General features: G+C 59.8%; 27 protein-coding genes and 1 pseudogene. 18 read left to right on the top strand and 10 right to left on the bottom strand.

Annotated elements, in window-relative coordinates:
• The first annotated feature begins 218 nt into the window (after window positions 1-218).
• From zwf to AC27VU_RS26960, 4 genes are all read left to right on the top strand, one after another.
• Window positions 219-1685: a glucose-6-phosphate dehydrogenase gene (zwf, locus tag AC27VU_RS26975; protein ID WP_488725272.1), complete on the top strand. Its 1467-nt coding sequence runs from the start codon at window positions 219-221 to the stop codon at window positions 1683-1685.
• The gene (gene pgl / locus AC27VU_RS26970; protein ID WP_488725271.1) at window positions 1672-2385 is read left to right on the top strand and encodes a 6-phosphogluconolactonase; all 714 of its coding nucleotides are present in this window, start codon (window positions 1672-1674) and stop codon (window positions 2383-2385) included. The genes zwf and pgl overlap by 14 nt, the downstream gene beginning before the upstream one ends.
• 17 nt (window positions 2386-2402) lie before the next feature.
• A complete protein-coding gene (locus AC27VU_RS26965; RefSeq protein WP_003227433.1) occupies window positions 2403-3068 on the top strand; it encodes a bifunctional 4-hydroxy-2-oxoglutarate aldolase/2-dehydro-3-deoxy-phosphogluconate aldolase in 666 nt (221 codons plus the stop codon).
• Between the two features lie 161 nt (window positions 3069-3229).
• Entirely contained in the window at window positions 3230-3955 is a 726-nt protein-coding gene (locus tag AC27VU_RS26960) for an intradiol ring-cleavage dioxygenase (protein WP_262142134.1), read from the top strand.
• Window positions 3956-3959: 4 nt separating this feature from the next.
• On the opposite strand, the gene AC27VU_RS26955 is transcribed toward AC27VU_RS26960, so the two are convergent.
• Window positions 3960-5141 carry an aminotransferase class V-fold PLP-dependent enzyme gene (locus AC27VU_RS26955; RefSeq protein WP_003227427.1) on the bottom strand — a complete coding sequence of 394 codons (1182 nt, stop codon included), beginning with the start codon at window positions 5139-5141 and terminating at the stop codon, window positions 3960-3962.
• Window positions 5142-5167: 26 nt separating this feature from the next.
• Window positions 5168-5404, bottom strand: a complete 237-nt coding sequence (locus AC27VU_RS26950) for a DUF3820 family protein (RefSeq protein ID WP_003227425.1) — start codon at window positions 5402-5404, stop codon at window positions 5168-5170.
• Between the two features lie 206 nt (window positions 5405-5610).
• Here AC27VU_RS26950 and AC27VU_RS26945 point away from each other — a divergent pair, with 206 nt between their 5' ends.
• The gene (locus AC27VU_RS26945; protein ID WP_103522061.1) at window positions 5611-6078 is read left to right on the top strand and encodes a ferritin-like domain-containing protein; all 468 of its coding nucleotides are present in this window, start codon (window positions 5611-5613) and stop codon (window positions 6076-6078) included.
• A gap of 128 nt (window positions 6079-6206) precedes the next feature.
• On the opposite strand, the gene AC27VU_RS26940 is transcribed toward AC27VU_RS26945, so the two are convergent.
• Both AC27VU_RS26940 and AC27VU_RS26935 read right to left on the bottom strand, forming a co-directional pair.
• The gene (locus AC27VU_RS26940; RefSeq protein WP_003227420.1) at window positions 6207-6677 is read right to left on the bottom strand and encodes a MaoC family dehydratase; all 471 of its coding nucleotides are present in this window, start codon (window positions 6675-6677) and stop codon (window positions 6207-6209) included.
• Between the two features lie 43 nt (window positions 6678-6720).
• A complete protein-coding gene (locus AC27VU_RS26935; RefSeq protein ID WP_488725270.1) occupies window positions 6721-7665 on the bottom strand; it encodes an alpha/beta hydrolase in 945 nt (314 codons plus the stop codon).
• A 241-nt stretch (window positions 7666-7906) separates the two neighbouring features.
• Between AC27VU_RS26935 and fadD2 the strand changes: the two genes are divergently transcribed.
• Both fadD2 and fadD1 read left to right on the top strand, forming a co-directional pair.
• Window positions 7907-9595: a long-chain-fatty-acid--CoA ligase FadD2 gene (fadD2, locus tag AC27VU_RS26930; RefSeq protein ID WP_488725269.1), complete on the top strand. Its 1689-nt coding sequence runs from the start codon at window positions 7907-7909 to the stop codon at window positions 9593-9595.
• A gap of 362 nt (window positions 9596-9957) precedes the next feature.
• Window positions 9958-11655, top strand: coding sequence for a long-chain-fatty-acid--CoA ligase FadD1 (gene fadD1, locus AC27VU_RS26925; RefSeq protein WP_226499555.1), 1698 nt, complete (start codon window positions 9958-9960; stop codon window positions 11653-11655).
• 164 nt (window positions 11656-11819) lie between these two features.
• Here fadD1 and AC27VU_RS26920 read toward each other — a convergent pair whose 3' ends face one another.
• Window positions 11820-12197: a hypothetical protein gene (locus AC27VU_RS26920; RefSeq protein WP_003227412.1), complete on the bottom strand. Its 378-nt coding sequence runs from the start codon at window positions 12195-12197 to the stop codon at window positions 11820-11822.
• A gap of 196 nt (window positions 12198-12393) precedes the next feature.
• On the opposite strand from AC27VU_RS26920, the gene AC27VU_RS26915 reads away from it, so the two are divergent.
• The 3 genes from AC27VU_RS26915 to def all read left to right on the top strand — a co-directional run bounded on the left by AC27VU_RS26915 (window position 12394) and on the right by def (window position 14241).
• A complete protein-coding gene (locus tag AC27VU_RS26915; protein WP_003227408.1) occupies window positions 12394-12585 on the top strand; it encodes a CsbD family protein in 192 nt (63 codons plus the stop codon).
• Window positions 12586-12748: 163 nt separating this feature from the next.
• Complete coding sequence (locus AC27VU_RS26910; protein WP_003227406.1) at window positions 12749-13699, top strand: YihY/virulence factor BrkB family protein; 951 nt, start codon at window positions 12749-12751, stop codon at window positions 13697-13699.
• Window positions 13700-13701: 2 nt separating this feature from the next.
• Window positions 13702-14241, top strand: coding sequence for a peptide deformylase (gene def / locus AC27VU_RS26905; protein ID WP_103522058.1), 540 nt, complete (start codon window positions 13702-13704; stop codon window positions 14239-14241).
• 121 nt (window positions 14242-14362) lie between these two features.
• Here the strand turns inward: def and AC27VU_RS26900 are convergent, their stop codons facing one another.
• Window positions 14363-14773: a GNAT family N-acetyltransferase gene (locus AC27VU_RS26900; RefSeq protein WP_488725268.1), complete on the bottom strand. Its 411-nt coding sequence runs from the start codon at window positions 14771-14773 to the stop codon at window positions 14363-14365.
• Between the two features lie 324 nt (window positions 14774-15097).
• Here AC27VU_RS26900 and AC27VU_RS26895 point away from each other — a divergent pair, with 324 nt between their 5' ends.
• The 4 genes from AC27VU_RS26895 to AC27VU_RS26880 all read left to right on the top strand — a co-directional run bounded on the left by AC27VU_RS26895 (window position 15098) and on the right by AC27VU_RS26880 (window position 18723).
• Complete coding sequence (locus AC27VU_RS26895; protein ID WP_488725267.1) at window positions 15098-16039, top strand: fatty acid desaturase; 942 nt, start codon at window positions 15098-15100, stop codon at window positions 16037-16039.
• Between the two features lie 157 nt (window positions 16040-16196).
• On the top strand, window positions 16197-16988 hold the full coding sequence (locus AC27VU_RS26890; RefSeq protein WP_488725266.1) for a phosphate/phosphite/phosphonate ABC transporter substrate-binding protein: 792 nt from the start codon (window positions 16197-16199) through the stop codon (window positions 16986-16988).
• A 197-nt stretch (window positions 16989-17185) separates the two neighbouring features.
• Window positions 17186-17713, top strand: a complete 528-nt coding sequence (locus tag AC27VU_RS26885) for a sigma-70 family RNA polymerase sigma factor (protein ID WP_488725265.1) — start codon at window positions 17186-17188, stop codon at window positions 17711-17713.
• Window positions 17710-18723 (top strand): ABC transporter substrate-binding protein, encoded by a 1014-nt coding sequence (locus tag AC27VU_RS26880; protein ID WP_003227391.1) that lies wholly within the window; start codon window positions 17710-17712, stop codon window positions 18721-18723. The genes AC27VU_RS26885 and AC27VU_RS26880 overlap by 4 nt, the downstream gene beginning before the upstream one ends.
• A 125-nt stretch (window positions 18724-18848) precedes the next feature.
• Here AC27VU_RS26880 and gstA read toward each other — a convergent pair whose 3' ends face one another.
• Window positions 18849-19442 carry a glutathione transferase GstA gene (gene gstA, locus AC27VU_RS26875; RefSeq protein ID WP_488725264.1) on the bottom strand — a complete coding sequence of 198 codons (594 nt, stop codon included), beginning with the start codon at window positions 19440-19442 and terminating at the stop codon, window positions 18849-18851.
• Between the two features lie 99 nt (window positions 19443-19541).
• Here gstA and AC27VU_RS26870 point away from each other — a divergent pair, with 99 nt between their 5' ends.
• From AC27VU_RS26870 to AC27VU_RS26860, 3 genes and pseudogenes are all read left to right on the top strand, one after another.
• Window positions 19542-20432, top strand: coding sequence for a LysR family transcriptional regulator (locus tag AC27VU_RS26870; protein ID WP_488725263.1), 891 nt, complete (start codon window positions 19542-19544; stop codon window positions 20430-20432).
• A gap of 401 nt (window positions 20433-20833) precedes the next feature.
• Window positions 20834-21610: pseudogene (locus AC27VU_RS26865) on the top strand (PAS domain-containing protein); the annotation flags it as partial.
• A 3-nt stretch (window positions 21611-21613) separates the two neighbouring features.
• Entirely contained in the window at window positions 21614-22153 is a 540-nt protein-coding gene (locus AC27VU_RS26860; RefSeq protein ID WP_400497918.1) for a methyl-accepting chemotaxis protein, read from the top strand.
• Window positions 22154-22279: 126 nt separating this feature from the next.
• Here AC27VU_RS26860 and AC27VU_RS26855 read toward each other — a convergent pair whose 3' ends face one another.
• From AC27VU_RS26855 to AC27VU_RS26845, 3 genes are all read right to left on the bottom strand, one after another.
• Window positions 22280-22840, bottom strand: a complete 561-nt coding sequence (locus AC27VU_RS26855; protein WP_400497917.1) for a hypothetical protein — start codon at window positions 22838-22840, stop codon at window positions 22280-22282.
• Window positions 22841-22996: 156 nt separating this feature from the next.
• Window positions 22997-24421, bottom strand: coding sequence for an MFS transporter (locus AC27VU_RS26850; protein WP_103486039.1), 1425 nt, complete (start codon window positions 24419-24421; stop codon window positions 22997-22999).
• A 125-nt stretch (window positions 24422-24546) separates the two neighbouring features.
• Complete coding sequence (locus AC27VU_RS26845) at window positions 24547-24987, bottom strand: PACE efflux transporter (RefSeq protein WP_003227382.1); 441 nt, start codon at window positions 24985-24987, stop codon at window positions 24547-24549.
• A 122-nt stretch (window positions 24988-25109) separates the two neighbouring features.
• Between AC27VU_RS26845 and AC27VU_RS26840 the strand changes: the two genes are divergently transcribed.
• Window positions 25110-25982: a LysR family transcriptional regulator gene (locus AC27VU_RS26840; protein WP_488725262.1), complete on the top strand. Its 873-nt coding sequence runs from the start codon at window positions 25110-25112 to the stop codon at window positions 25980-25982.
• Window positions 25983-26038 lie beyond the last annotated feature (56 nt).

Genomic DNA, 26038 nt, shown 5'->3' with positions numbered 1-26038 from the left:
TATGGAATTCCTAATTCACCTGCGCAAAGGTGCGCCGGGCTATGCAAATTGGGCCTTTGATATGGCCCGTAACGGTGGCCTATCCTACTGATGGCTCCGACCGACCACCACTCGGAATCTGTATTTTGCGAAAATGTTGTGGTTATTACTACATTTTCCCTTGAGTGATGCCTTGAAAAAAGGTATTTGTAGCTTAACTTGATAAAAGAACAAACATCATGCCTTCGATTACGGTTGAACCGTGCACCTTTGCCTTGTTCGGCGCTCTGGGCGATCTGGCCCTGCGCAAGCTGTTTCCTGCCCTTTATCACCTCGATGGCGCCGACCTGTTGCACGAAGACACGCGCATCATCGCGCTGGCCCGTGAACCCGGCTCCGAGCAGCAGCACATGGCGTTCATCGCCGCCGAATTGCGCCGTTACGTCGGCAAAGAGCTGGACGAGGCCGTGGCCGAGCGCTTTCTGGCGCGCCTGAGCTACCTGCACGTCGACTTCCTCAAGGCTGAAGACTATGTGGCGCTGGCCGAAGCCGCCGGCAGCACGCAACGCATGATTGCCTACTTCGCCACACCGGCAGCGGTGTACGGCGCGATCTGCGAGAACCTGGCGAAAGTCGGTCTGGCAGAAAACACCCGTGTGGTGCTGGAAAAGCCGATCGGCTCCGATCTGGAATCCTCGCGCAAAGTGAACGACGCCGTGGCGCAGTTCTTCCCGGAGAACCGCACCTACCGCATCGACCACTACCTGGGCAAGGAGACCGTCCAGAACCTGATCGCCCTGCGTTTCGCCAACAGCCTGTTCGAAACCCAGTGGAACCAGAATTACATCTCCCACGTGGAAATCACCGTGGCCGAGAAGGTCGGCATCGAAGGCCGTTGGGGCTATTTCGACAAGGCCGGCCAACTGCGCGACATGATCCAGAATCACCTGTTGCAGCTGCTGTGCCTGATCGCCATGGACCCGCCGGCCGACCTGTCTGCCGATAGCATCCGTGACGAAAAGGTCAAAGTGCTCAAGGCGCTGGCACCGATCAGTCCGGAAGGCCTGACCACTCAGGTGGTGCGTGGTCAGTACATCGCCGGGCACAGCGAAGGCAAGTCCGTGCCGGGCTACCTCGAAGAACCGAATTCCAATACCCAGAGCGACACCGAAACCTTCGTCGCCCTGCGTGCCGACATCCGCAACTGGCGCTGGGCCGGCGTGCCGTTCTACCTGCGTACCGGCAAGCGCATGCCTCAGAAACTGTCGCAGATCGTCATCCACTTCAAGGAACCGTCGCACTACATCTTTGCGCCGGAACAGCGCCTGCAGATCAGCAACAAACTGATCATCCGTCTGCAACCGGACGAAGGCATTTCCCTGCGTGTGATGACCAAGGAGCAGGGCCTGGACAAGGGCATGCAACTGCGCAGCGGGCCGCTGCAACTGAATTTCTCCGACACCTGGCGCAGCGCACGGATCCCCGATGCCTACGAGCGGTTGTTGCTGGAAGTGATGAACGGCAATCAGAACCTGTTTGTCCGTAAAGATGAAATCGAAGCCGCGTGGAAGTGGTGTGACCAGTTGATCGCCGGCTGGAAAAAATCCGGTGACGCGCCCAAGCCGTATGCGGCCGGGTCGTGGGGGCCGATGAGCTCGATTGCACTGATCACGCGGGACGGGAGGTCGTGGTATGGCGATATCTGATGTGAAACTGCCTGCGGGCGTGCACGCTCACCCATTCAAGAGCCCGGTGCTGTTGGCTGAAGGTCTGGCGCTGAATGTCGCCAAGCAGCTGAGCGATGCCATCGCTGCACGCGGCAACGCGGTGCTGGTGGTCTCTGGCGGTCGCAGTCCGGTGGCGTTTTTTCAGCACCTGGCCAAGCAGGAGCTGGACTGGTCGAAGGTCGTCGTGACCCTTGCCGACGAGCGCTGGGTGCCGGTGGAGCATGCCGACAGCAATGCCGGCCTGCTCAAGCAGTATCTGCTCAAAGGGCCGGCGGCCAAGGCAACGTTCTTAAGCCTTTATAGCGCGGCGGCCAACGTCGAGCAGGCTGCGGAGCACGCCGATCGGCTGCTGGCCGAGTTGCCGCCGATCGACGTGCTGGTGCTGGGCATGGGGGATGACGGTCACACCGCGTCGTTGTTCCCCGACAGTCCGAACCTGACCGAAGCCTTGCAGGCTGACGGCACTCGTCGCTGCTGGCCGATGCTGGCGCCGAGCGTGCCGCGTCAACGCCTGACCATGAGCCGCGCGCTGCTGGCTTCGGCAAAGCACAAGATTCTGTCGATTTCCGGTCAGTCGAAACTGACCACCCTGAATGCCGCGCTGGCATCCGACGACGTCGCGGCCATGCCGGTACGCGCGTTTCTGCAACCTACGTTAGAGATTTACTGGTGCCCATGAGCCAAGGATCAGCCGCTATGAAAAATCCATCCCCGACCGTTTCCATGGCGGACAAAGTTGCCCTGATCGACAGCCTCTGCGCCAAGGCGCGGATCCTGCCAGTGATCACCATCGCCCGTGAACAGGACGTGCTGCCATTGGCCGACGCGCTGGCCGCCGGTGGCCTGACCGCGCTGGAAGTGACCCTGCGCTCGCAGTTCGGGCTCAAGGCGATTCAGATCCTGCGTGAGCAGCGTCCGGAGCTGGTGACCGGTGCCGGCACCGTACTGGATCGCAACATGCTCGCGGCGGCGGAAGCGGCGGGTTCGCAGTTCATCGTCACCCCGGGCATCACCCGTGACCTGCTCGAAGCCAGCGTCGACAGCCCGATTCCGCTGTTGCCCGGCATCAGCAACGCCTCCGGCATCATGGAAGGCTATGGCCTGGGTTATCGCCGCTTCAAGCTGTTCCCGGCGGAAGTCAGCGGCGGCGTGGCGGCCATCAAGGCCCTCGGCGGCCCGTTCGGCGAAGTGAAATTCTGCCCGACCGGTGGCGTCGGCCCGGCCAACATCAAGAGTTACATGGCGCTGAAAAACGTCATGTGCGTGGGCGGCAGCTGGATGCTCGATCCCGAGTGGATCAAGAACGGCGATTGGGCGCGCATTCAGGAATGCACCGCCGAGGCCCTGGCGCTGCTGGACTAAACGTTTTACCTGACACTTCGTTGTGTGTTCTACGGCTTTACGGTGCGCTTGGTCGGTGCACCGTTTTTTTTTGCCCCGAGAAATGGCGCGATACATAGTTACCGCACTGCGGCGCTCGTGCGCCGTTAATCTGCGTTCTCTTATGGAAGAGAGAACGCGTCATGGAACGAGATACTTCAACCGCACCGTCATCATCGATCTATCAGTTGGCCCCCGAACAGATCGCCGGGCCGTATTTTCGCAATCCAAAACTGCTGCGGCGCAACATCAGCGAAGGCGCCGAAGGGCTGCCCTTGCTGTTGCGCCTGAGCATCGTCGACGCGATGACCGGCGAGCCGGTGAGCGGGGCGCTGGTGGACATCTGGCACTGCAATGCACGGGGCGCCTATTCGGGTTGGAGCCGGATCAATCCGGATCAGGAGGTCGATTCCGATGCCATCGGCTCAGTGCCGCGTACCGACGATGACACCTACCTGCGCGGCAGCCAGTTCTGCGATCAACAGGGACGGGCGCGATTCACCACGATCTATCCGGGGTTCTATGCCGGGCGAGCGCTGCACATTCATGTGGCAGTGCGCATTGTCGCCGGCACTGAATATCTGGCGGAGCGCAACGTGGCCTGGGTCGGCCAGCTGTATTTCCCCGAAGTGGTGTCACGCTCGGTGCTCAATGCCCGGGACTATCGCGGGCGTGCCTCGGCACCCTTGAACAACGCCGATGACAGCTACTACAGCAACATGGGCGGCGAAGATTCGACGCTGACCGTGTGGCCGATCGGCCGAGACTCTCACGAGGACGGTTTCTTCGGCCACCTGACTATCGGCATCGACACCTTTGCCGCCTCGTCGCAGATCAAACCCGAGGACTTCGACAAGTACACCGTGTGAGCGATCAGCGCAGTTCGTTGAGCGCGCGGGTCAGCAACTGCATGTCATCGGCGGTGGTGGTCAGTCCCGGGGTGATGCGGATGCTCGGCCCGCTCGCTGCGCCGTTGCGCACCACAGTGAACAGGTTGTACTCGTTGAGCAGGCGCTCGACCATTGCCTGTTGATCGGCGTGGCGAGTGAAACGCATCGAGGTGATCCCGCAATACAGGCGCGGATCGTCCGGGGTCATGACCTCGATCCCAGGCAGGTGGCGCACCGCGCTGACCCACAGGTTGCGCAGGTAATTGAGCCGTGCGCCTTTGGCTGCGGCGCCCCCGAGTGAACGGTGCTCCTCGAACACCAGCGGCAGGGTCATCAGTGCCGGAATGTTCGGCGTGCTGTACGGCGTGCGCGCGCGGATATCGCTGGCGGGGAAGTGCATTTCGCCCATGTCCGGGTCGATGTCGGCCAGCCGCTGTGGCGCGATATACAGAAAGCCCAGGGTCAGCGGTGCGCCGATCCACTTGTGCAGGTTGAAGCCGGCGAAGGCGATGCCCATTGCTTCGAGATTGAAGTCGATCTGGCCGAGGGCGTGAGCGCCGTCGAGGATGATGTCCACGCCATGTTGTTTCGCCAGCGCGGCGATGGCCTGCACCGGCATCACCAGCCCGGTGCGGTGGGTGACGTGGGTCAGGGCCATCAGCTTGAGTTTCGGATAGCGGATGAAGGTTTCGCGGTAGCTGTCCAGCAGACTGTCGAAACTGGCCGGATGCGCATGGTTGATCTCGATCACATCGACGCCGCGATGCCGCGCCAGCCAGCGCATGGCGCCTTTGACGGTGTCGTATTCCAGGTCGCTGATCAGCACCTGATCGCCGGGTATCAGGCGATTGTAATTACGGATCAGCGACTGCAGCGCATCGCTGGCGTTGCGGGTGAAGGCCACGCTCTGCGCGCGCACGCCGATCAACTCGGCCAGTTGCGCACGGATGTCGAGGCTGTCGTACTGTTCAAAACGTTGGCGCACATACACCGAGTTGCTGGTGTTGATCATTTCGATGTTGCGCTGGTAGTCCTCGATCACCGTGCGCGACATGCGTCCGAAGTAACCGTTCTCCAGGTTCAGCGGGCCGGTTTGCGCTTCGTAGCGATCGGCGAAGGTTTGCCAGAAAGCTTCGTCACGGGCGCGGCGGGTGTTGTCAGGCATGGTCGAGGCTCTAGGAGGAGGGCGCTTCAGTGGCGCGGGGCAGGTTTGCCGTGTTTGGCGCGTAGCGGTTCGAGCAGGTCCGACAGGCCGTTATGGTCGATTTCCTGCATCAGCGCCAGCAGTCCGCCGAGTTCGCCGTGAGGAAAGCCTTCGCGGGCAAACCAGTTCAGATAAGGCCCTGGCAGGTCGGCAATGATCCGGCCCTTGTACTTGCCGAAGGGCATTTCACGGGTGATCAGTAGTTCAAGCTTTTCAGGATTCATCAGTGGCAATCATCTGGGTTCGAAACAGTCTGGAAAATACAGGCATTCTGCATGCAGGCCAAATGACAGTTCATGCAAATAACCGTGATACAGATAGTTCAACTATCTTTAAGTTATTGATTTTTAAGTGATATTTATTTTTGAAAAAGCTGGCACGCACACTGCAATAACCCTTGCATCTTCAACCAACCGCAAGGAATTGAAAAATGACTGACATGAATAAAGAAGCCATCTCTGTACTGAACGACCTGATCGAAACCTGCAAAGACGGTCAGGAAGGGTTCAAGACTTGCGCTGAAGACATCAAGCATCCAGAACTGAAAACCCTGTTCGTGACCCGTTCTGCCGATTGCGCGACTGCCGCCGCTGAACTGCAGGCTGAAGTACGTAAACTGGGCGGTGATCCGGAAACTTCTACCAGCGTCAGCGGTGACCTGCACCGTCGCTGGGTCGACGTCAAAGCCATGTTCACCGGCAAAGACGAAGAAGCGGTGCTCAACGAAGCCGAGCGCGGTGAAGACCATGCGCTGAAGGCTTATCGTGAAGCCATCGAGAAAATCAACAAGCACAGCCTCGTGGGTATTCGTGACCTGGTCGAGCGTCAGTACCACGGCGTACAACGCAATCACGACCAGGTGAAAGCCCTGCGTAACCAGGCTCGCGCTCGTTCGTAAGCCACGCTGAAAAAACTGTGGGAGCGGGCTTGCTCGCGAAAGCGCTGTGTCATGCAACGATGATGTTGCTGACATAACCGCTTCGCGAGCAAGCCCGCTCCCACTTTTGTTTTTTGTGTACCTGATGATCAGCCGATGCTGATCGCCGGCAGAGTCGGCAGGGTCACGGTCTGTTGTTTACGCGGCGCCAGAATTTCGGCCTCGCCATCCACTACCAGTTCATCACGCTGGTTGAACACGCGAGTGGCGATGCGCACGCGAAACTTCGGCAGCTTCTCGAGGATTTCCAGGCGCACGGTCAGGGTGTCGCCAATTTTCACTGGCTTCTGAAAGCTCATCTGCTGACCGATGTAGATGGTGCCGGGCCCAGGCAGTTCGCACGCCACGGCAGCGCTGATCAGCGCACCGCTGAACATGCCGTGGGCGATACGCTCCTTGAACATGCTGGCGGCGGCGAACTCGGCATCCAGGTGCACCGGGTTGTGGTCGCCCGACATCGCGGCGAACAGCTGAATGTCGCGCTCTTCGACGGTCTTGCTATAGCTGGCGGTCTGGCCGACTTCGAGGGCTTCGTAAGGGATGTTGGTAACCTGGGTCATCGGTCTTGATTCCTGTGACGGATTAAAGTGAATCCACAAAAAATTATTCGCTGCGTTGAGGGCGACGATGGCTCAAGGCCTGTTTGATCCAGGCCAGCACATCGGCAATCACTTCGTCGCGATTGGTTTCATTGAACAATTCGTGCCGCGCCTGCGGGTAGATCTGCAGTTGCAGGTTCTGGCTGCCGGCCGAGCGCAACGCCTCGGCCAGATCTGTCAGACGCTTGCCTTCGCTCACCGGATCACATTCACCGCCGATTACCAGCAGCGGCAGGCCCGGGTCGATCTGGGCGAGATTGGACGCTTTGCTGATCTGCTGCAAGCCACCGAGCAAGTCGATCCATAACTGATTGGTGCAGCGAAAGCCGCACAGCGGATCGGCGACGTACTTGTCGACCTCGACCGGGTCGCGGCTCAGCCAGTCGAACGGCGTGCGCGCCGGTTTGAATTTTTTGTTGAACGAACCGAACGACAACCATTCGATCAGCGCACTGCGACCCTTGCCACCCTGACGCAGTTTCTCGAAACGGGCGATCTGCCGCGCCGCACCGTACAACGCCACTGGCTGGAAATTCGAACCGCTGAGAATCGCCCCGTGCAGGCTGGCGCTGTGATGCAGCAGGTAACCCTGAGCGATGTAGCTGCCCATGCTGTGCCCGAGCAGAATGATCGGCACGTCGGGATGCTGCTGGCCGATATGCTGATTGAGGCTGGCCAGATCGCCAATCACCTTGCACCAGCCGTCGTCATCGGCGAAATGCCCGAGCGTCCCGTGTTCGGCGGTTTTGCCATGGCCGCGCAGATCCGGGGCGTACACACCGTAGCCTTGTTCACAGAACGCATTCGCCAGCCGTTCATAGCGAGCACTGTGTTCGGCCATGCCGTGGGCCAGCAGGATCACCGCTTTCAATGGCGCGGATGGCAGCCACTGGTTGACGTACAGGCGGCTGCGGTCACTCGCGTCCAGCCAGAAGGCGTGGTGGATCATGGCAATTCCTTTTATCTAGCGGTAACGGCCCGCAGTCGTAGCATTGTATAGCGCGTCCGATCAGCTCACGCCACGGCAGGAAGATTCATACGATCAATGACGACTACGCCCATATTTGCCTCACTGGCCATAGCTGCTAGTGTCCGTGAAGCTCCGCTTTTTGCTTTCTGCCCTTTAGGGGGCTGCGCGAAACCACAGAAAAGCGGCTCCCGGAACGATTCAGGTAAAGAGGACAAGAACAATGCAACCTGATTTCTGGAATGACAAACGCCCCGCCGGCGTACCACTGGACATCGACATGGGCGAGTTCAAGTCGGTGATCGAGGTGTTTGAGCGTTCCTGCAAGAAGTTCGCGGACCGTCCGGCCTTCAGCAACATGGGCGTGACCCTGACCTACGCGGAACTCGAGCGCCAAAGCGCGGCATTCGCCGGTTACCTGCAAGCCCACACCGATCTGGTGCCGGGGGATCGCATCGCGGTGCAGATGCCCAATGTGCTGCAGTATCCGATTGCCGTGTTTGGTGCCTTGCGCGCCGGGCTGATCGTAGTCAATACCAACCCGCTGTACACCGCGCGCGAGATGCGCCACCAGTTCAAGGACTCCGGTGCCCGCGCGCTGGTGTACCTGAACATGTTCGGGCAGAAGGTTCAGGAAGTGCTGCCGGACACTGACATTCAATACCTGATCGAAGCGAAGATGGGCGACCTGATGCCCACCGCCAAGGGCTGGCTGGTCAACACCGTGGTCAGCAAAGTGAAGAAAATGGTCCCGGCCTATTCGCTGCCCCAGGCCATCTCGTTCAAGAGTGCGCTGCGCCTGGGCCGTGGTCTGGGGATCAAGCCGCTGAAAGTCGGTCTCGACGACATCGCCGTGTTGCAATACACCGGCGGCACCACCGGCCTGGCCAAGGGCGCGATGCTGACCCACGGCAACCTCGTGGCGAACATGCAGCAGGTGCGCGCGTGTCTTGCGCAACTGGGGCCTGACGGTCAGCCACTGCTGCGCGAAGGGCAGGAGGTGATGGTGGCGCCGCTGCCGCTGTACCACATCTATGCCTTCACCGCGAATTGCATGTGCATGATGGTGTCGGGCAACCACAACGTGCTGATCACCAATCCGCGAGACATCGCAGGTTTCATCAAGGAGCTGAAGAACTGGCGTTTCTCGGCGTTGCTCGGCCTGAATACGTTGTTCGTCGCGCTGATGGATCACCCGGACTTCAAGACCCTGGACTTCTCCAGCCTCAAGCTGACCAACTCCGGCGGTACTGCGCTGGTCAAGGCCACCGCCGAGCGCTGGGAGCAGATCACCGGTTGCCGCATCACCGAAGGTTACGGCCTGACCGAAACCTCGCCGGTGGCCTGCACCAACCCGTATGGCGACCAGTCGCGCCTGGGCACGGTCGGTCTGCCGGTGCCGGGTACGCTGCTGAAAGTCATCGATGATGAGGGTGTCGAGCAGCCGATGGGTGAGCGCGGCGAGTTGTGCATCAAAGGCCCGCAGATCATGAAAGGCTACTGGCACAAACCCGAAGCCACTGCCGAAGTGCTGGATGCCGAGGGCTGGTTCAAGTCCGGTGATATCGCGGTGATCGACCCGGACGGGTTCGTGCGCATCGTCGACCGCAAGAAGGACATGATCATCGTCTCCGGTTTCAACGTGTACCCCAACGAGATCGAAGATGTGGTCATGGCCCACCCGAAAGTCGCCAACTGCGCGGTGATCGGCGTGCCGGACGAGCGTTCGGGCGAGGCGGTGAAACTGTTTGTGGTGGCGCGGGAAACCGGGATCAGCCTCGAGGAACTGAAGGCGTACTGCAAAGAGAATTTCACCGCTTACAAAGTGCCGAAACACATCGTACTGCGTGAGTCGTTGCCGATGACGCCGGTCGGGAAGATTCTGCGGCGGGAGTTGCGCGATATCGCCTGATCGGTGAATGGCCGCGCGTTGCGCGGATCGCGGGCAAGCCACGCTCCCACAGGGGTCTCCATCAACCTTTTGGGAGCGGGCTTGCCCGCGATGCTTTTTGGGCGGTGAAGTCCCGGAAAACCGGGGCTTTCAGGCTGGTATAGGATTTTTGCTCTAAAATGACTGTTAGAAAGTCTTGAGTCATTAAAGTGACCATGAAGGCCGCTTTTGGCTCTAGTCGGCCCTCGGCAAAGCTGCTACTCTCGGCGCGCTTTGTGACTTCTCGGCCTGTATGAAAGCCAGATTCACCAATACAAAACACACACCAATAATAATCGCATCAAATGCGGTGAAGAATTCGCGTTGCTGAGGAGTGGGCTTCCATGATCGAAGACTTTTGGAAGGATAAATACCCGGCTGGAATTGCTGCCGACATCAATCCAGACGAGTACCCGAATATTCAGGCAGTGTTGAAGCAATCCTGCCAACGCTTCGCCAACAAACCGGCTTTCAGCAACCTGGGCAAGACAATCACCTACGGTGAACTGTACGAATTGTCCGGTGCATTTGCCGCGTATCTGCAACAGCATACCGACTTGCAGCCCGGTGATCGAATCGCCGTGCAACTGCCCAACGTTCTGCAGTACCCGGTCGCCGTCTTCGGTGCGATCCGCGCCGGGCTGATCGTGGTCAACACCAACCCGCTGTACACCGCGCGGGAAATGGAACACCAATTCAATGACTCCGGCGCCAAAGCACTGGTCTGCCTGGCCAACATGGCACACCTGGCGGAAGCCGTGGTGCCGAAAACCGGCGTCAAACACGTCATCGTCACCGAAGTCGCCGACCTGCTGCCGCCGGTCAAGCGCCTGCTGATCAACAGCGTGATCAAGTACGTGAAGAAAATGGTGCCGGCCTATCACCTGCCCAAAGCCGTCAAGTTCAACGACGTGCTGAGCAAGGGCCAGGGCCAGCCGGTGGCCGAAGCCAACCCGCACAGCGGTGATGTCGCGGTGCTGCAATACACCGGCGGCACCACCGGCGTGGCCAAGGGCGCGATGCTCACCCATCGCAACCTCGTCGCCAACATGCTGCAGTGCAAGGCGCTGATGGGCTCCAACCTCAATGAAGGCTGCGAGATCCTGATCACCCCGCTGCCGCTGTACCACATCTATGCGTTCACCTTCCATTGCATGGCGATGATGCTGATCGGCAACCACAACATCCTGATCAGCAACCCGCGCGACCTGCCGGCGATGGTCAAGGAACTGTCGAAGTGGAAGTTCAGCGGTTTCGTCGGCCTCAACACGCTGTTCGTCGCGCTGTGCAACAACGAAGGTTTCCGCAAGCTGGATTTCTCCAATCTGAAAGTCACCCTGTCCGGCGGCATGGCCCTGCAACTGGCCGCGGCCGAGCGCTGGAAAGCGGTGACCGGTTGCTCGATCTGCGAAGGTTACGGCATGACCGAAACCAGTCCGGTGGCCACGGTCAACCCGATCCAGAACATCCAGATCGGCACCATCGGCATTCCGGTGCCGTCAACCCTGTGCAAAGTCATCGACGATGCCGGTGTCGAGCAGCCAATGGGCGAAATCGGCGAGCTGTGCGTCAAGGGCCCGCAAGTGATGAAGGGCTACTGGCAGCGTCAGGAAGCCACCGACGAGATCCTCGACAGCGAAGGCTGGCTGAAGACCGGTGACATCGCGCTGATCCAGCCCGATGGCTACATGCGCATTGTCGATCGCAAGAAAGACATGATCCTGGTCTCCGGTTTCAACGTTTACCCGAACGAGCTGGAAGACGTGCTGGCAACCCTGCCGGGCGTGTTGCAGTGCGCGGCCATCGGCGTGCCGGACGAGAAGTCGGGCGAGGCGATCAAGATTTTCATCGTGGCCAAACCGGGTGTGACCCTGACCAAGGAAACCGTGATGGAGCACATGCGCGCCAACGTCACCGGTTACAAGGTGCCGCGCTCGGTGGAATTCCGCGATGCGCTGCCGACCACCAACGTCGGCAAGATCCTGCGCCGCGAATTGCGTGACGAAGAGCTGAAGAAGATCAAGGCCAAGTCCGCCGCATAAAACAAAAAGCCCCGCCGATGCGGGGCTTTTTATTGAAGTAGGTGGTGGATTTGTAGTGAATGTGATGCCGCCTTCGCGAGCAAGCCCGCTCCCACATTCAACTGCGTTCCTCCAGTTGGAATACAGTCAAATGTGGGAGCGGGCTTGCTCGCGAAGCTTTTCGATTACTGGCGGAACGGCGCGAAGTTCACGTTGGTCCCCGTCGGACGCATGTCCTGCAGGTACGAATCCTTGTCCGCACTCAATTCCAGGCTCAACGCGGCCTTGCGCTTGCCTTCGTTGCGAATCACCAGACCTTCGAGCTTTTCCCGCAGGAACACCGTCGGCACTTTCAGGTGCAGCAGTTCGTCGGTGGCCGGAGTGTGCATCAGCAGGTGAATCCACTCGTATTGACCGACGGCCAGGCGCGAGACCGGCAGGTCGAACCACCAGATGTTGCGGTTGCGGTTCAGTTCGGCGAAGTGACAGTTGTTGGTGCCGAGCACAGCGCCGCCCAGTTCCTGGTTGCGACGGGCAATGGCCTGCTTTTTATCGAGTTTCATAACATTCCTGCGGGATCTGATCGTTGGCGCGCGGCGCCCATAGGTGCGCATTCTCGGGGCTTGAAGGGCAAACATAAAGCCCAACCTGCATTGCACGACGAAATGAACAGCAAAAATAAATGAAACTCGTGGCAAACCTGCCCGGTCAATCATTACGTACTGACTTTTCCCCCTAATTGCACCAAGGAGAAACACCATGAGTAGCACAGGCGATAAAGTAAAAGGCATGGCCAACGAAGCTGTCGGCAACGTCAAGCAAGGCGTCGGTAAAGCCACCGACAACACCAAGCTGCAAGCCGAAGGCAAGGTTCAAGAGAAAAAAGGCGAAGCCCAGCAAGCAGTCGGCAAAGCCAAAGACGCCATCAAAAAAGGTGTCGACAAGGCGTAATCCAGCCTTGAACGCAACACACGAGCGGCCATCCAGGGATGGCCGTTCTTGTGTCAAAAGCTTGCGCGAGCCACCAAGGGTCGCCAAGTGAGCTACCTTGATGTAAAAAACCGCCCCTGAGTCGCCACGACTTCAACCTGTAATGCGGCGAAAGGAGACGCGAATGATTTTTCCGGACATGAAAGGTCTGCCACTGCACCGGGTGATGGTGCGCACGGTGACTGAATTCATCGATGACGAGATGTCGACCTACGCCTCGGCACTGGCCTACCAGATGCTGTTCTCGCTGTTCCCGTTCATTCTGTTCCTGATTGCCCTGATCGGTTTCCTGCACCTGCCGGACTTCTTCACCTGGTTGCGTCTGCAATCGGAACTGGTGCTGCCACCGCAGGCGCTGGAACAGGTCAACCCGGTCATCGATCAGCTGCAGCAGTCCAAGGGCGGCTTGCTCTCGATCGGTATCGTCATCGCCCTGTACACGGCATCTGCCGGCGTGCGGCTGATGATGAGCGCGATGAACGCCGCTTACGACGTGGTCGAGGGCCGGCCGATCTGGAAGCGTTTTCCGCTGTCGGTGTTCTACACCGTCGGCATTGCCGGCATGTTGCTGGTGGCGGCCGCACTGATGGTGCTCGGGCCGCAAGTGATGGGCTGGATTGCCGCGCAGGTGGGCCTTGAAGATTTCATTGTCACCGTGTGGACGATTGCCCGCTGGCCAGTGATCGTGATTCTGATGATGGTTGCCGTGGCCCTGATCTACTACGTGATGCCCGACGTCAAACAGGAATTCCGCTTCATCACCCCAGGCTCGGTGCTAGCGGTGGTGGTGTGGATCGTGGCCTCGTTGGGGTTCGCGTTCTACGTCAAAACCTTCGCCAACTACAACGCGATGTATGGCAGCATCGGGGCGATCATCGTGCTGTTGCTGTATTTCTATATTTCCGCCGCCGTGCTGCTACTTGGGGCGGAGATGAACGCGGTGATCGAACACATGTCCAGCGAGGGCAAGAACGAGGGCGAGAAAGTCCCCGGCGAACTCGATGAACATCCCAAACAACACGTTTCAGGGCTTGGGCGCGACCAGTCGCTGAAACCGAATACCGACGAAGTCTGATCATGATCCGTGAAATCCTGAAAATGGGCGATGAACGCCTGCTGCGCATCGCTCCGCCGGTGCCCCCGGAAATGTTCGACAGCCCCGAGCTGTGGCAACTGATCGATGACATGTTCCAGACCATGGAAAGTGTCGGTGGCGTCGGCCTGGCCGCGCCGCAGATCGGCGTCGACCTGCAACTGGTGATCTTCGGTTTCGAGCACAGCGAACGCTACCCGGACGCCGAAGCAGTGCCGCAGACGATTCTGATCAATCCGCTGATCACACCATTGAGTCCGCTGACGGAAGAGGGCTTCGAAGGCTGCCTGTCGGTACCCGGCCTGCGTGGCGCGGTGGATCGCTATCAGCAGATTCGCTACGAAGGGTTCGATCCCAAGGGCGAACCGATCGTGCGCGTGGCGTCGGGCTTTCATGCGCGGGTGGTGCAGCACGAGTGCGATCACCTGATCGGCCGCTTGTATCCGTCGCGGATTACCGATTTCAGCAAGTTCGGCTTTACCGAAGTGATGTTCCCGGATCTCGATCCCGCAGCCGACGACTGATCCTGAGAACACCTCTATCCCAATGTGGGAGCGGGCTTGCTCGCGAAGGCGTCGTATCAGTCAATTGATGCAGCGACTGACACGACGCCTTCGCGAGCAAGCCCGCTCCCACAATTGATTTTTATGGTTCCAGCCCCATCGCAATCATCGGCTTGCTCCGCGCATACCGGCTCAACCGTTCGGCCAGTGCGAAGGGCAGGGCAGGATCGAAGCTGAAACCACGCCGCTCGTAAAACCCGCGCAAGTCCGGATGACAGAACAGCCACACCGGCTGCTGCAAATCCTTCACCGCCGCCGCGATCAACTGCCCGGCAATCCCTTGCTCGCGGCAACCCGGATCAACAAACAACCCGGTCAACCAATGTCCGCCCGCCACCGGCCGCAAGCACAATGCGGCAACGATGTCCTCACGACGGGCCACCCATAACTGCGCATCGCGCACCGCTTTCATCGACGATTGGTGGCTGCGGTAAAACTTGTTCATCAACGGCCACAAAGGCTCGTCGAGCAGGACGTAGCGGGTATCGGGCATGGGATCGGACTGGCGGCGGGCAAAGCGCCGATTATAAAAGAACGCGCGCCGCGCGATAGGTGTATACCTGAGCCTACATCCCTGTGAGTGGAGTACGCATCATGTCCAAAGGTATGGATTCAAAGAAAGCCGCGAAGAAGAAACCGGTGAAGACGGCGATTGAAAAGCGTGCAGAGAAGAAAGCCAAGAAGGTCGATATTTTCGGTCATTGATCCCGTCCTTCGGGAGCTCGTCCGCCGGGCTCCCGTTTCAACGCAAAAATAATCTGCAAGATTGCTCGGCTTCGTTGCACAGAAGGGGAAGATTCCCGTTCCGAGCCACGCCATGCCGAATTACTTCGACGCCGACCATCGCCAGCAGATCGAAACCCTGCGCCAGCGCTTCACCGCCCGCACCGAGTGGCCGACGTGGCTGCTGTTGATCGGCGTGTATGGCGGCTGGTTCACCATCATCCTCAATAGCGCCTGGCTGGGTCGCGGCTTGAGCACCTTGTTGCTGATTCCGTTGCTGGTGCTGTGGCTGTCGGTGCAGCATGAATTGCTGCATGGGCATCCGACGCGCTCGGTGCTTTTCAATAAAATCCTCGGTTATGCGCCGTTTGCGGTGTGGTATCCGTACACGCTCTACCGCGACAGCCACCTGCTGCATCACCGCGATGAAGACCTGACCGTGCCCGGCATTGATCCGGAAAGTCGCTACCTCACGGCAGCACGCTGGCAGGGCAGTTCGCTGTTCGAACGCAGCCTGCACTGGCTGAATAAAACCGTAATCGGCCGCTTCATCATTGGTGCACCGCTGGGATTGATCGCGCTGGCCGCCGAAGAACTGCAACGTCTGAAAAACCGCGAGCGTCAGGCCTGGCTCATGTGGCTGACCCACGGAGCCATGACTCTACTGATGTTGTGGTTCATCGCCCGCTACAGCGTGCTGCCGGTCTGGCATTACCTGTTGCTGATCAGCGTACCGGCACTGTCGATCGCGATGATCCGTTCCTACTATGAACACCGTCCGCATGCACAACCGGAACAGCGCACAGTGCTCAACGAGGCCGGCTGGCCGTGGCGCTGGCTGTTTCTGAATCTGAATTTTCATCTGGTGCACCACGACCTGCCGGGGCTGGCGTGGTATGACTTGCCCCAGGCCTACCGCATGCGCCGCGAGCAATGGGTGGCGCGCAGTGGCGGGTTTCTGGTGCAGGGTTATGGGCAGTTGTGGCGGCAGCACGGGTTCAGACCGATCGACAGTCCGCAGCATCCCTTCCACTAATCTCAAAAACACCACAAAACCCCTGTGGGAGCGGGCTTGCTCGCGAAAGCGGTAGAACAGTGACATGTCTGGTGTCTGACACACCGCTTTCGCGAGCAAGTCGAATCGTCGCACCGCCGCTCCCACAGGGGTAAGTATTTGCAGGGAAATAACGTGTATGACCCAACACCATCTCGAACTGCTGATGTACACCGCCCCCGAGCCCATCCGCTTGGCCAACGAACGCTGGATTTCCCGCATCCTCGAACACCTCGGCCACTCCCGCTTGAACGCCGCAAGCCTGTCGCTCCCAGCGCTGTGGTTATCGCCTGATCTGCTGCTGACCCAAACCTGCGGCTATCCCTTGATGACCCTGCTGCGCGGTCAAGTACGCATCGTCGGTCGCCCGCGCTACGAATTGCCCGACGCCACTGCCGGCAATCATTGCAGCCTGATTCTCAGCCGTGCTGACGATTCGCGCGAAACCCTGGCGGATTTTTGTGGCAGTCGTGGGGTGATCAACAGTGACGACTCCAACAGCGGCATGAACCTGTTGCGTCAGCGCCTGGCGCCGCTGCAGCGCGACGGGCAGTTTTTCGCCTCGGTCGGCATCAGTGGCGCACACCGCGAGAGCTTGCGCTGGTTGCGGGACGGTCAAGCCGATCTGGCGGCTATCGACAGCGTGACCTACGCCTATCTCGCTCAGCATGCGCCGGAAGAAGTCAGCGGTTTGCGGGTTGTGGCGCGCAGTGCGTTGAGCCCGACGTTGCCGTTTATCACGGTCGCTACCGCTACTGATGAGCAGATCGAACAGTTGCGCCGGGTTATGAATCAGGCGTTGCGTGAGTTGCCGGATGTGGCGCAGACGTTGGGATTGCCTGAGGTGCTGCCGGCCAGTGAAAGCGATTATCGGGTTGTGCTCGACTATCTGCGTGAGGCTGAAGAATTGGGCTATGGCCGCTTGCGCTAAAGATCGCAGCCTTCGGCAGCTCCTACAGGTTGAACGCTTTCCAATTGTAGGAGCTGCCGAAGGCTGCGATCTGTTGCTCTTATATCTCCAAAAAGAATATAAAAATGAAATATAAATATTATTAATGCATAAGTCGCCTTGCTAGGATCGCGCCACCGGATCACCGGACATTCAGCGACCCTTACCCAGGAGCCCTTATGTCCGGCGCCGACACCGCTCATCGCAATCATCTCGACGCTCTGTTCCGCGCCCACTACCGCTGGCTTTGCACTCACCTGCGCCGGCAGCTGCACGACGCCGCCGGCGCGGAAGACATCGCTGCCGAAACCTTCGCGCAATTGCTTCAGGCGCCCAGCATCACGGCGATACGCGAACCGCGCGCGATGCTCACCACGATTGCTCAGCGCTTGCTTTATCAGCGCTGGCGCCGGGCGGCTCTGGAGCGCCGGCATGCGCAGCAGATCGACGTCGAGGTCGCTATCTCGCCTGAAGAAATCGCCCAACTGAGCCAGACCCTCAAGCGCCTCGATCACAGCCTGCAACGCCTGCCGGGCAAAGTCCGCTCGACCTTTCTGCTGGCGCGGATCGATGGCCTGACCTACCCGCAAATCGCCGCCGAACTGGGCATCTCGCAACGTTCGGTCAGCGTTTACATGACCCGCTCCCAGGCCCTGTGCGACCGCCACAGCGCCAACCAAATCCTGACAGACAAGAGGTCCGCATGAGATCGATCAAAACCCTGCTCGGCCGTTCGTTACTGGCGCTGAGCCTGAGCGTCGGCGCTGTTTCGGCGGCGGAAAAAACCGCACCGATCCACTTCGGTGACATCACTTGGGAGAGCGGCAGTTTCATCACCGAAGTGCTGCGCCTGATCGTCGAAAAAGGCTACGGCTACCCGACCGATACGCTGCCGGGCAGCACCGTCAGCCTGGAAGCGGCGCTGGCGAAAAACGACATTCAGGTGATCGGCGAGGAATGGGCCGGGCGCAGTCCGGCGTGGGTCAAGGCGGCCAATGAAGGCAAGGTCTTCGGCCTCGGCGATACCGTCAAAGGCGCGACCGAGGGCTGGTGGGTGCCGGAATACGTGATCAAGGGCGATCCCGAACGCGGGATCAAACCGTTGGCCCCGGAGCTGAAATCGGTGGCCGATCTGCCGCGCTACAAGGACGTGTTCCGCGACCCGGAAGACCCGAGCCGCGGACGTTTCCTCAACAGCCCGACCGGCTGGACTTCGGAGATCGTCAACAGCCAGAAACTCAAGGCCTATGCGCTGACCGACAGCTACGTCAACTTCCGCACCGGCTCCGGCGCGGCGCTGGATGCCGAGGTGGCATCGTCGATAAAACGCGGCAAACCGGTGCTGTTCTACTACTGGTCGCCGACGCCGCTGCTCGGTCGATTCAAACTGGTGAAGCTCGAAGAACCGCCGTTCGATGCCGAAGCCTGGAAGACCCTGGCCGATGCCAACAACCCGAATCCCAAGGGCACTCGCTCGATGCCCGCAAGCCTGGCGATTGGCGTGTCGGCACCGTTCAAGGCGCAGTATCCGGAACTGGTGTCGTTCTTCGAGAAAGTCGATTTGCCGATCGATCTGCTGAACCAGACCCTGGCCGGAATGAGCGAAAAGCGCCAGCCACCGCGGCAGGTCGCCGAAGCGTTTTTGCGCGATCAGCCGCAGGTGTGGAAGGCGTGGGTGCCGGGGGAGGTGGCGAGCAAGGTGACGGCGGGGCTTTGAGTTTCTGCCGGTTGATCTGCGTTGTTTGAACGGACGCCTTCGCGAGCAAGCTCGCTCCCACACTGGGTCTGTGGCTTGCCCGAATCCAGTGTGGGAGCGGGCTTGCTCGCGAATGATCTAAAGGCCTACACCGCTTCCGCCGCCAACGCCGCGATCACGGTCGGCCGCCGCTCAATCCGCGCCTGAAACCGCGCCAGCGCCGGCCACTGCCCCAACTCGATCCCGAACAACCCGGCCCAGCGAAGCACCACAAACAACAACGCATCCGCGACGCTAAAACCGCTCGGCAGCAGATACTCCTGCTGCTCCAGCACCGCGACCAACACGGCAAAACGCTTGAACAACTTCTCCTTGATCGGTTCGGCCGGCAGACGCTCATCGAACAGTGCGCCGAAGCCGCCGTGAATCTCGCTCGAAATGAAATTCAACCACTCCTGCAAACGCAGCCGTTCGAAACTGCCGGGCGCCGGAGCCAGCCCTGATTGCGGTTGCAGATCCGCCAGATACTGCAGGATCACCGCCCCCTCGGTCAGTACCGCGCCGTTGTCCAGTTGCAGTGCCGCGACGTAACCCTTGGGGTTGATCGCAAGAAAGTCTTCGCCGCTGGCCGTGCGCTTGCTGCGGTTGTCGACGCGGATCAGCACGAAGGGCAGCTTCAGTTCGCGCAACACAATGTGCGGCGCCAGCGAACAGGCTTGCGGGGCGTAATACAGCTTCATCTGCAGCTCTCTGGTGAGGATTTGGCGCCAGTGTCATAGTGCGCCGCACTCTCGGTAAAATTAATCTTTCAGAAACCTGCCATAAGGACAGCTACTGGCATGATGAACCTGATGCATTGGCGGCTGGTGGTCGCCGTGGCGGATCACGGCAACATCACCCGCGCGGCCGAGCGGGTCGGCATGACCCAGTCCGGCGCCAGCCAGGCTTTGGCGCTGATGGAGGAAACCCTCGGCGTGCAGCTGTTCAGCCGCGAAAGTCGCCAGACCTTGCCCACCGCCATTGGCTTGCCGGTGATCGAACAGGCGCGGCTGATGCTCGGTGCACTGGAGACCATTCGCCAGACTGTCGACAGCGTACGCCCGATGTTGCGCGGGACGATTCGCCTGGCGAGTTTCCCCATGGTGCTGGCGAGTTTTCTGCCGCCGCTGCTGCGCCAGTTCAATCGGCTGTATCCGGGGATCGAAGTGGTGGCGCTGGAGGTCAGCGACGATGAGGTCGAAACCCTGCTCGCGGCCGGTCTGGTGGATGTTGGCGTGGTGCTCAACCCGGCACCCGAGCGTAACGCCGGGCCATTGGGTCGGGATGAATGGGTAGCGGTGGTGCCGGCAGGGCATCCGCTGGCGCTGCGAGGAACCGAGCAGGGCGTCAGCCTGCAAGAACTGACGGCGCTGCCTTTTGTGCTGGCCACTGGTGGTTGCTCGACCAACGCCCGCAGCCTCGCCGCCGAAGCCGGGTTGCAGTTGCAGGACGTGCGGGTCGAGGTGCGCGAATGGAGCAGCGCCTTCACGTTGGTGCGGGAAAACCTCGGCGTGACGCTGGTGCCGGAAATGACCTTGCCGGCCGATCGTCAGGGCTTGCGCGTGATTGCCTTGCAGCCACGTATCGAACGGGTATTTTCACTGGTATTACCCCCGGGACAGGCCGCATCGGCGGCGGTGCAGGCATTGCTGGATCTGGTTGCCAATCCGCTGATGACGTCCGGGCGCTGAACCGATTCTTGTGCAAAAAGTGCCAGATACTGGCCGACTAATGGCCTTGCGCGCGGTATTGCGCTGTCTATGCTCTCCTGTAACTAACTGTGTCGGCCAACCCCGGCCGCCGCTGATTAGCCTGTCAGAGTGCGCAATCAAGGCACCGATCTGTAACAACAAGGAGCAATCATTAAATGGAAGTTCTTCGACACGTTAGGGCTGGCCCGCTCGCGGGCTATCAAGAGAAGGATGTCTTGATTAGAGCGTCGCGGCATGGACACTCCGATTGAACGTCATTTATCACCTGACAACTTCCTCCCGTGGAGGAATGCGTGTGCCTGTTCTGTGGAACGTAGTGGTGGATTCTGAAAGACCTGACTTTCATCAAATCAAAAGACCGCGCGGAAGGTGATACAACCATGTTCAACCTACATCACAAGGCTGACCTGCAGGAAATCGAGCGTTTCAGCTGCGCCTTGACCGAAGCCAACGCCAAGCTCGAAGCGATCAGCCGTTCGATGGCGATGATCGAATTTACCCCCGAGGGCATTGTTCTGGATGCCAACGAAAACTTCTGCAAGACCATGGGTTACAGCGCCGAGGAAGTGCGCGGCAAACATCATCGGATCTTTTGCGAAGAAGCGTTTTACCGCAGCGAGGAATACGCAAAGTTGTGGCGCGATCTGGCCCGGGGTGAACCGATCAGCGGCACGTTCCTGCGCTTGAACAAGAGCGGCAGGGAAATCTGGCTCGAAGCCAGTTACATGCCGGTTTATGGCTCCGACAAACAGGTTCGAAGTGTGATCAAGGTGGCCTCGGACATCACCGCCCGGGTCAACAAAGAGCACGAAGAAGAAAGCATGCTGGCGGCGATCAGCCGTTCGATGGCGGTGATCGAGTTCACCCCGGAAGGCAACGTGATTACCGCCAATGACAACTTTCTGAAAACGATGCAGTACTCGCTCAACGAAATCGTCGGCCACCACCACAGTATGTTCTGCCACCGTGCCGAATCCGAGTCGGCGCAATACAAGGCATTCTGGGCGTCGCTCAATCGCGGCGAATATCACTCGCACCGTTTCGAACGCAAGAACAAGTCCGGGCAGATGGTTTATCTCGAAGCCTCGTACAACCCGCTGTTCGACACCAAGGGCCGTTTGTACAAAGTGGTGAAGTTCGCCAGCGACATCACCCAGCAGATGACTACCTTGCAGAACGCCGCGGAATCGGCCCACAGCACTTCGGTACAAAACGACGCCTGCGCGCAAAAAGGCTCACAGGTGGTGCAGCAAACCGTGCAGATCATTCAGGACATTTCCCGCGACCTCAACGAAGCGGCGCTGAGCATCGATGCGGTGAGCAAACAGTCGGACATCATCGGCAGCATCGTCCAGACCATTCGCGGGATCGCCGATCAGACCAATCTGCTGGCGCTCAACGCCGCGATCGAAGCGGCCCGGGCCGGTGAGCACGGGCGCGGGTTTGCGGTGGTGGCGGACGAGGTACGCAGCCTCGCGGCACGCACCAGTCAGGCGACCCTGGAGATTGTTGAAGTGGTGCGCAAAAACCATGATCTCTCGCTGAGTGCGGTGTCGAGCATGCAGTCGAGCCTGAGCCGCACCGGGCTGGGTGTGGAACTGGCGAATGAGGCGGGGGAGGTGATTCTGGAGATCCAGCAGGGATCACGGCATGTGGTGGATGCGATCAGCCAGTTCAACGATACGTTGCAACTGAACTGACACCCATCAACAACTGTAGGAGTGAGCCTGCTCGCGATTGCGATACGTCAGTCACTGGATAAGTAACTGATGTATCGCAATCGCGAGCAGGCTCACTCCTACATTGGTTTCTAAGCAACTTTCAGATCACAGCGAAGCGAGAAACGTGTTCGCCAGTTTGTCGCTGTCCTTGACGTCATTGCTGTTTTCTTTGTCCGACTGCGCCAGTTTCATCTTGTCCTGCAGACGCTCGGCGATCTCCTTGCCGATGGCCTGCTGCTTCTCCGGTGGCATGGCTTTGATGTCGTCTTCGGTGAGGCCCATGCTCTGAAGGACACTGTCGCGCAGACGCTGTTCCGGCGACTTGCTCATGTAGTCCTTGAACGCGTCGGTGGCCGAGGTGCCGGTAGTGCTGCCGGCAGCCGTGGCGTCGGTGGTTTGCAGGCCGACGCGGGTCTTGGCGAAGGCTTCGTCGACGTTATCGCTGATGCGCGTGGCGGCGGCCACTTGCTGAGAGGCGATCTGCGTGGCCGAATCCTGCACCGTTGAAGTCGCATCGGTGGCTTGCGACTGGGTCTGATTCTGCAGCGATTGCAGCATGGCGCCGTGCAGGCCGCTTTGCAGACCGGCAGCGGCGGTCGTGGTCGCGTCTTCCGCCAGCCGCTTGGGCAGGTGGATGAGCTGCTGCTGTTTGGCACTGACCAACATCATGATGGAGACCTTTGGATAATTGCTGACGGGCGTATCCGAGCAATTACCGTGCCTTTGCAGCAAATTCCGCTATTTCAATGAGTTGCTGCTCTGGCATGCGCAACAAAGCGGTCATCCCTTGCCGTCAGGCGGCAGAGGATGACCGTGCGGCCGTCAGCGATGGGCAATGTTTTCCAGCGCCAGATTGCGCGTGCGCGGGCCGAACCAGCCGATGGTCAGCATCACGATCAGCATGCTGCTGACGATGAATGCGAGCACCCCGGGCGTGCCGAAGTGGTCGAGGAACAGCCCGATCAACAGGCTGCTGAACACCGTCGACAAGCGACTGAACGAATAACAGAAGCCCACCGCCCGGGCGCGGATGTTGGTCGGGAACAGTTCGCTCTGGTACGAGTGATAACTGAAGCTCAGCCACGCATTGCAAAAGGTGATCATCACCCCGCAGAAGATCAGGCCGAAGGCGCTGGTCTGCAATGCGAACAAAGTGCCGAAGGTCATCGCGCCGAGGGCCGAGCCGACGATCTGCCATTTGTTCTCGAAACGGTTGGCAAATTTCACGAACAGCAACGGCCCGAGCGGGTAGGCGAGGGTGATGATGAACGCGTACATCAGGCTGTGGGTGACGCTGACGCCCTGGCCGGAAAGCAGCGCCGGCAACCAGTTGCCGAAACCGAAGAAACCGATCGCCTGGAACACGTGAAAGACGATCAGCATCAGTGCCCGACGGCGATACGGTGGTTGCCAGATATCGGCGAAACGACCCTTGCCTTCGACATCCACCGGGACGGCTTCGGGGGCATCCAGCGGTTGGCGGTGATCCTTCTCGCAGCGTGTTTCGATGTTGTCGAGAATTCTGTTCGCTTCATCGAACCGCCCATGCTGCGCCAGCCAGCGCGGCGACTCTGGCAGACGCTTGCGCAGCCACCAGATGAACAGCGCAAACACCGCACTCGCCAACACCACCCAACGCCAGCCGGACACACCGAACGGCGCCTGCGGCACCAGCCACCAGGACATGAGTGCCACCGCCGGCACCGAGAGAAACTGCACGAAAAACGCGAAGGCAAACGCCGAACTGCGCATGCGTTTGGGCACCAGCTCCGAGAGGTAGGCGTCGATGGTCACCAGCTCGATCCCGAGGCCGATGCCCACCAGAAAACGCATGCAGATAATGCCCAGCGCCGAGCTTTGAACGCCCATCAGCACCGTGGCCACCGTGTACCAGACCAGCGCAAAAGTGAAGATTGCGCGGCGGCCGAAACGGTCAGCCAACGGACTGAGCAGGCTCGCGCCGAGGAACAGGCCGAGGAAGGTCGCGGAAGCGAAGGCCGCCTGATCGGAGAAACCGAACACGCCCTGATTGCCGGTGGCAAAGATCCCGTCGCGGATCAGCCCTGGGCTGATGTAGGCGGTCTGGAACAGGTCGTAGAGTTCGAAGAAGCCGCCGATCGACAACAGCGCCACCAGACGCCAGATCGTGGCGACGGCAGGGAGGCGGTCGATGCGGGCGGAAATCTCGGCGGCGCGTATCGGGTCGATGCCGTCGCGTTGCGCGGCGGCGGGGGCATGAGCAGTCATCGGCTGATCCATTTTTTATTGATGGAAAAGCTTAGCCTGCTACCGGAGTGGATGGGTTGTGAATATCGGCGGTTTTCCCGGGAATACCGCCGATTTTTTGCAATAACTACTTGCGAATTAACGATTTATGCCGCAGCGGCCGAATCGGGCAGCGCTGAGGCCGGCAAGCCGAAGAGGCGATCGAACAGCCAGTTGAAGGCAAACGTGTAGCACGGGATGAAGATGATCAATGCCAGATCCAGCAGGAATGCCTGCACCAGACTGATGTTCATCCACCAGGCGATCAGCGGAATCAGGAACACGATCAGCGTCAGTTGAAAACCCACGGCGTGGGCGATGCGCCGTTTGACCGTGCGGGTGCGCGACTTCTGGCGGCTTTCCCAGTGCTCGAACAGCGAGGTGTAGATGAAATTCCAGGTCACCGCGATGGTGGTGATGATCACCGCCAGCGGGCCTGTGCTGCCGGGCGAAGTGCCGGACAACAGCGCCAGACCGAGGGCCGAGAAGGTCATGCCGATCACTTCGTAGAGCGACACGTAGACCAGTTTGCGTTTGACGCCTTGCATGGGGATTTGCCTCTTTCTTGCAACGTGTTGGCCAGCGGGGCTGGCGAAGACGGCGAAAGATAGCTTCAATAGACGTGACAGAAAAAGTCAGCAGCTTTCAGTTTTGGTGATAGGTAGGTGAAGTGAATTTCAACAGCGACAGCATCGAACTGTTTCTGGCGGTGATCGAGCGTGGCTCGTTCTCCGCTGCTGCCCGCGCTTTGGGCCGGGTACCTTCGGCAGTCAGCATGGGCATCGGCAATCTGGAGGCGGAGCTTGGCTATCCCTTGTTCGACCGCAGCCATCGCGAACCCCAACCGACCGCGATGGCGCTGTCACTGGTGCCGCATGCGCGGCTGATCGCCGAGCAGCTCAAGCAACTGCAGGTGCACGCGGTGGAGTTGTCGCTGGGGCTGGAGAGCAAGTTGTCGATTGGCGTGGTGGCGGATATCGACCGGCGCCGTTTGCTCGCCGCGATCAAGGTGATTGCCGAGCGCCATCCGCTGCTCGATATCGAAGTGCTGACCGCACCGCAGGACGACGTGCTGGCGCTGCTGCACAGTGGTCGCGTCAGCGTCTGTCTGGCGTTTGCCGGGTTGAGCATGAACGTACTGGAGCGTTTTCAGTTTGTCGGCAGCGAACGGATGATCGCCACGCTGGCGGCGGACAGTCCGTTGTTGCAGGGGCAGGATCTGTTTCTCGAAGACCTGGTGCATGTGCGGCAGATCGTCGTCGCCAGCCGCGATTTGCCGATCAGCGAGACCCGACCGCTGGTGGCCGAATCGCACTGGCGCACCGACACCCTGGAGGCGGCGCTGGAGATGGTCGAGGCGGGGCTGGGCTGGGGCAATTTTCCGTTGTCGGTGGTGCAGCCGTGGCTGGACAGCGGGCGCTTGAAGCGACTGAATTTCCGCAACATCGAGAATGGCCTGGTGCTGCCGGTGCACGCGGTGTGGCTCAAGAGCCAGCCGCTGCAGAAGGGCGCGTTGGCCCTCGTCGAATTGCTCGGCCACTGAGCCCAACACACTTCCCCTGTGGGAGCGGGGTTTGGGGGGGGGGGGGGGGGGGGGGG

Source organism: Pseudomonas sp. 14P5.3.2 (genome assembly GCF_057799175.1).
This window is presented reverse-complemented; position numbering and strand designations above follow the sequence as displayed.

Excerpts from the sequence above, each read along its gene's own strand:
- gstA (WP_488725264.1), bottom strand. The coding sequence starts at position 19,442 with ATGAAGCTGTATTACGCCCCGCAAGCCTGTTCGCTGGCGCCGCACATT.
- def (WP_103522058.1), top strand. The coding sequence starts at position 13,702 with ATGATCCGTGAAATCCTGAAAATGGGCGATGAACGCCTGCTGCGCATC.
- AC27VU_RS26870 (WP_488725263.1), top strand. The coding sequence starts at position 19,542 with ATGATGAACCTGATGCATTGGCGGCTGGTGGTCGCCGTGGCGGATCAC.
- AC27VU_RS26855 (WP_400497917.1), bottom strand. The coding sequence starts at position 22,840 with ATGTTGGTCAGTGCCAAACAGCAGCAGCTCATCCACCTGCCCAAGCGG.
- AC27VU_RS26900 (WP_488725268.1), bottom strand. The coding sequence starts at position 14,773 with ATGCCCGATACCCGCTACGTCCTGCTCGACGAGCCTTTGTGGCCGTTG.
- zwf (WP_488725272.1), top strand. The coding sequence starts at position 219 with ATGCCTTCGATTACGGTTGAACCGTGCACCTTTGCCTTGTTCGGCGCT.
- AC27VU_RS26890 (WP_488725266.1), top strand. The coding sequence starts at position 16,197 with ATGACCCAACACCATCTCGAACTGCTGATGTACACCGCCCCCGAGCCC.
- AC27VU_RS26945 (WP_103522061.1), top strand. The coding sequence starts at position 5,611 with ATGACTGACATGAATAAAGAAGCCATCTCTGTACTGAACGACCTGATC.
- AC27VU_RS26940 (WP_003227420.1), bottom strand. The coding sequence starts at position 6,677 with ATGACCCAGGTTACCAACATCCCTTACGAAGCCCTCGAAGTCGGCCAG.
- pgl (WP_488725271.1), top strand. The coding sequence starts at position 1,672 with ATGGCGATATCTGATGTGAAACTGCCTGCGGGCGTGCACGCTCACCCA.
- AC27VU_RS26910 (WP_003227406.1), top strand. The coding sequence starts at position 12,749 with ATGATTTTTCCGGACATGAAAGGTCTGCCACTGCACCGGGTGATGGTG.
- AC27VU_RS26960 (WP_262142134.1), top strand. The coding sequence starts at position 3,230 with ATGGAACGAGATACTTCAACCGCACCGTCATCATCGATCTATCAGTTG.
- AC27VU_RS26885 (WP_488725265.1), top strand. The coding sequence starts at position 17,186 with ATGTCCGGCGCCGACACCGCTCATCGCAATCATCTCGACGCTCTGTTC.
- AC27VU_RS26845 (WP_003227382.1), bottom strand. The coding sequence starts at position 24,987 with ATGCAAGGCGTCAAACGCAAACTGGTCTACGTGTCGCTCTACGAAGTG.
- AC27VU_RS26950 (WP_003227425.1), bottom strand. The coding sequence starts at position 5,404 with ATGAATCCTGAAAAGCTTGAACTACTGATCACCCGTGAAATGCCCTTC.
- AC27VU_RS26920 (WP_003227412.1), bottom strand. The coding sequence starts at position 12,197 with ATGAAACTCGATAAAAAGCAGGCCATTGCCCGTCGCAACCAGGAACTG.
- fadD1 (WP_226499555.1), top strand. The coding sequence starts at position 9,958 with ATGATCGAAGACTTTTGGAAGGATAAATACCCGGCTGGAATTGCTGCC.
- AC27VU_RS26915 (WP_003227408.1), top strand. The coding sequence starts at position 12,394 with ATGAGTAGCACAGGCGATAAAGTAAAAGGCATGGCCAACGAAGCTGTC.
- AC27VU_RS26860 (WP_400497918.1), top strand. The coding sequence starts at position 21,614 with ATGACTACCTTGCAGAACGCCGCGGAATCGGCCCACAGCACTTCGGTA.
- AC27VU_RS26965 (WP_003227433.1), top strand. The coding sequence starts at position 2,403 with ATGAAAAATCCATCCCCGACCGTTTCCATGGCGGACAAAGTTGCCCTG.
- AC27VU_RS26955 (WP_003227427.1), bottom strand. The coding sequence starts at position 5,141 with ATGCCTGACAACACCCGCCGCGCCCGTGACGAAGCTTTCTGGCAAACC.
- AC27VU_RS26880 (WP_003227391.1), top strand. The coding sequence starts at position 17,710 with ATGAGATCGATCAAAACCCTGCTCGGCCGTTCGTTACTGGCGCTGAGC.
- AC27VU_RS26895 (WP_488725267.1), top strand. The coding sequence starts at position 15,098 with ATGCCGAATTACTTCGACGCCGACCATCGCCAGCAGATCGAAACCCTG.
- AC27VU_RS26850 (WP_103486039.1), bottom strand. The coding sequence starts at position 24,421 with ATGACTGCTCATGCCCCCGCCGCCGCGCAACGCGACGGCATCGACCCG.
- fadD2 (WP_488725269.1), top strand. The coding sequence starts at position 7,907 with ATGCAACCTGATTTCTGGAATGACAAACGCCCCGCCGGCGTACCACTG.
- AC27VU_RS26935 (WP_488725270.1), bottom strand. The coding sequence starts at position 7,665 with ATGATCCACCACGCCTTCTGGCTGGACGCGAGTGACCGCAGCCGCCTG.